Source organism: uncultured Agrococcus sp. (genome assembly GCF_945915485.1).
In the GTDB taxonomy this organism is placed as follows: domain Bacteria; phylum Actinomycetota; class Actinomycetes; order Actinomycetales; family Microbacteriaceae; genus Agrococcus.
Window position 1 is genome coordinate 1 of sequence record NZ_CAMEFJ010000153.1, and the last position, 3,278, is coordinate 3,278.

The window sequence follows — 3,278 nt, forward strand, 5'->3', positions numbered from 1 at the left end:
CCATGCGGGCGGCGTGATGCTCGGCTATCCAGTCGCGGGTCGCCTGCTCGAGCCCCGCACGGGTAAAGGCGAGCGAATGAGCGGCACGGCCGAACTTGCTGCTCGCACGCTGCCGCAACTCGGTCTGCTGCAGGGCGAGCGTGACGCGCTCGGGGGAGTGCCCGGCGGCGCGAAGGCGCTGGTTCAGCGCAGCGAGGTCGGTTCCGTTCGCGAATGCGTCGCTCGCAGTATCGATCAGCGCGAGCGTTTCTTGATCGAACGGAGCATCGGGTTCGGCCACGCCACCCATCAAAGCACGCTCAAGGCGAAATTTTTGGAGCCGACACTGGCACTCATGTTGACCGAGTGCCAGCGCGTGACTACAGTTGGAGTTGGCACTCGAAGGTGTCGACTGCCAACTGGATCTTCAACAGAAAGAGGTAACCGTGTCGGTTTCCATCAAGCCGCTCGAGGACCGCATCGTCATCCGCCAGGTTGAGGCTGAGACGACTACCGCAAGCGGTCTCGTCATTCCTGACACTGCCAAGGAGAAGCCCCAGGAGGGCGAAGTCGTGGCAGTGGGCCCGGGTCGCGTTGACGACAACGGCAATCGTGTTCCCGTCGACGTCGCCGAGGGCGACCGCGTCCTGTACTCCAAGTACGGGGGCACCGAGGTGAAGTTCGGCGCTGATGAGTACCTCGTGCTCTCGGCTCGCGACGTTCTGGCGGTTGTCGTCCGCTAGGCTCGAACAAACGCATATAGCGTCGGCGGCACTTCGGTGCCGCCGACGCTTTCGTAGTGCCTAGGCGCTCGTAGTAGGAGGACCGTTGTCAACAACGGAGGCTGAGGCAGACAGTCGCAAGGGGCTCGCCTACGCACTGGGGGCGTACGCACTGTGGGGCTTGATGCCCCTCTACGTCGTACTCATGGTCGGCATCAACGCGTTCGAGCTCGTCGGCTGGCGTGTGCTCGCATCACTGTTGTTCGCTGCTCTGTTCCTCTGGATCCTCGGCGGCTGGCGCCGGGTAGGCAAGCTGTTCCGGGACAAACGAGCGCTGTTATGGCTGAGCATGGCCGGCGTTGCGATCCTGGTGAACTGGACGACGTTCGCCTACGCAGTGTTGACGGAGCGCGTGCTCGACACGAGCCTCGGCTACTTCCTGAACCCTCTGATCTCGATCATCCTCGCAGTCATCGTGCTGCGTGAGCGGATGCGTCCGTTGCAGTGGGTCGCGGCGGGGCTCATGGTCATCGCAGTCGTCGTCATGATCGTCGGTTACGGCACAGTGCCGCTCATCGCGCTGATTCTCGCCTCGGCGTTCGGTACCTACGGGCTGCTGAAGAAGCAGGTCGGTTCGCGCGTCGATGCGCTCGCGGGGTTCACGGTTGAAACCGCGGCGACGCTGCCGTTCGCGATCGGGATGCTCGTGGTCGTCGGTGCCACGAGCGGTCTCACAGTGATCGGGATGCCCGCTTACGTTCCCTGGCTCGTTCTCGGCTTCGGGTTCATGACAGCGCTCCCGCTGCTGCTCTTCGCAGCGGCGGCTCGGCGCCTGACGCTGATCGTGCTCGGGTTCCTGCAGTATCTGGCCCCCAGCATGAGCTTCGTCTTCGGTGTCTTCCTGCTCGGGGAGCCGATGCCGCTCGAGCGCCTCCTCGGGTTCGCGATCGTGTGGCTCGCGTTGATCGTCATGACGGCCGACACGGTTATTCACGGCCGGCGCTCGCGGAAGGCGGCGAAGATCGCGCGAGTCGAACCGACCCCATAGGAGGGCATCCGCTCGGCTGGCCCAGTGGTGTCCATTGCCTCAGCTTTTCGCGATCGAGTGCGTTCTTTCGACCTTCAGGCGCCCATTCATCGCGCTGGGAGCCAACTTGCAATCATACTGTTATCGTTCAGCGCCCCTTAGCGCACTTCTCTTGCGTAAAGTTATGCAGCAAGCAGCGGGCGAACCCGCCCGCAAGACTCTTGGAGGAGTGTCTATGTTTTCCATGACCTCAAGCTCGCGGAGAGCTCGGCGAGGCGCCACGTTGGGCGCAGCCGGACTCATCGCAGCGCTTGCCCTCGCTGGCTGTGCCTCGGACGGCGGAGGCGGCGACGGTGACAACGGCAACGGCGATGACGCCGGTGGCGAGCTGAACGTTGCTTCGATCTTGCCCCAGACCGGGCAGCTCGCATTCCTCGGCCCGCCCGAGTTCGCAGGTATCGACCTGGCGCAGAAGGAGCTTGAGGAGGCCGGCTACCCGTGGCCGATCAACGTCTCGCACCACGACTCCGGTGACACCACGACCGACATCGCATCGCAGGCCGCCGACACGGTGATCGCCGACGGTGCCGATGTCGTCATCGGTTCGGCTTCGTCGGGTGTTTCGTTCACGTTCATCGACAAGATGATCGATGCGAACATCGTGATGATTTCGCCGGCGAACACGGCTCCTGACTTCACCGACTACGAGGATAATGACGTCTACTGGCGCACCGCACCCTCGGATGTGCTGCAGGGTCGAGTGCTCGGTAACCTCATGACGGGCGACGGTGCTGCCAACATCGGCATGATCGTGCTCAACGACCCGTACGGAACGGGTCTTGCCGAGAACGCGACGATCGCCATCGAGGCAGCTGGCGGCAGTGTCGTAGCCGAGGAACTCTACAACCCGAACGAGACGAACTTCACAACGCAGGTGAACAACGTGATGGCGGCGGACCCCGACGCGATCGCACTCATCACCTTCGAAGAGGCGAGCCTCATCATTCCGGCGCTGATCGATGCCGGTGCAACGGGTGACATGTTCTACTTCGTCGACGGTAACCTCTCGAACAGCTTCGACTTCCCCGAGGGAACGCTCGAGGGTGCTCAGGGTACGCAGCCCGGTGCGCAGGCGGACGGCGACTTCCGTGAGCGTCTGCTGGAGGTCGACCCCGAGCTCGAGGACTACAACTACGCCGCTGAGTCCTACGACGCGGTTGTTCTGGCAGCACTCGCGGCAGTACAGGGTGGATCACCCGACTCCGACACGATCAAGGAGAACCTGCAGGACGTTTCGCGCGATGGCACGAAGTGCACCGAAGTGGCCGAGTGCCTCGAACTGCTCGAAGCGGGCGAGGACATCGACTACGACGGTGTCTCCGGACCGATCGAGTTCGACGAGAACGGCGACCCGACGACGGCTGTCATCGGTATCTACGGATACGGCGCTGACAACCGCAACGAGTTCGTTCGCGAAGAAGAAGGCTCGATGTAAGCCCTAGCGGCAAACGTCTACTCTCTCAGCTGTGGGGCCCGCAATGCGGGCCCCA

At 63.1% G+C, this 3,278-nt stretch carries 3 protein-coding genes and 1 pseudogene; 3 read left to right on the forward strand and 1 reads right to left on the reverse strand.

Translation table 11 applies throughout. From position 1 onward, the window contains the following. Positions 1-280, reverse strand: a pseudogene (locus tag Q0O95_RS13705) (SAM-dependent methyltransferase); the annotation flags it as partial. Positions 281-425: 145 nt separating this feature from the next. Here Q0O95_RS13705 and groES point away from each other — a divergent pair. From groES to Q0O95_RS13720, 3 genes are all read left to right on the forward strand, one after another. After that, entirely contained in the window at positions 426-722 is a 297-nt protein-coding gene (groES, locus tag Q0O95_RS13710; RefSeq protein ID WP_293699820.1) for a co-chaperone GroES, read from the forward strand. 85 nt (positions 723-807) lie between these two features. Beyond that, positions 808-1,749 carry an EamA family transporter RarD gene (gene rarD, locus Q0O95_RS13715; protein WP_293699823.1) on the forward strand — a complete coding sequence of 314 codons (942 nt, stop codon included), beginning with the start codon at positions 808-810 and terminating at the stop codon, positions 1,747-1,749. A gap of 223 nt (positions 1,750-1,972) precedes the next feature. Next, positions 1,973-3,223: an ABC transporter substrate-binding protein gene (locus tag Q0O95_RS13720; RefSeq protein WP_293699826.1), complete on the forward strand. Its 1,251-nt coding sequence runs from the start codon at positions 1,973-1,975 to the stop codon at positions 3,221-3,223. The last annotated feature ends 55 nt before the right edge of the window (positions 3,224-3,278 follow it).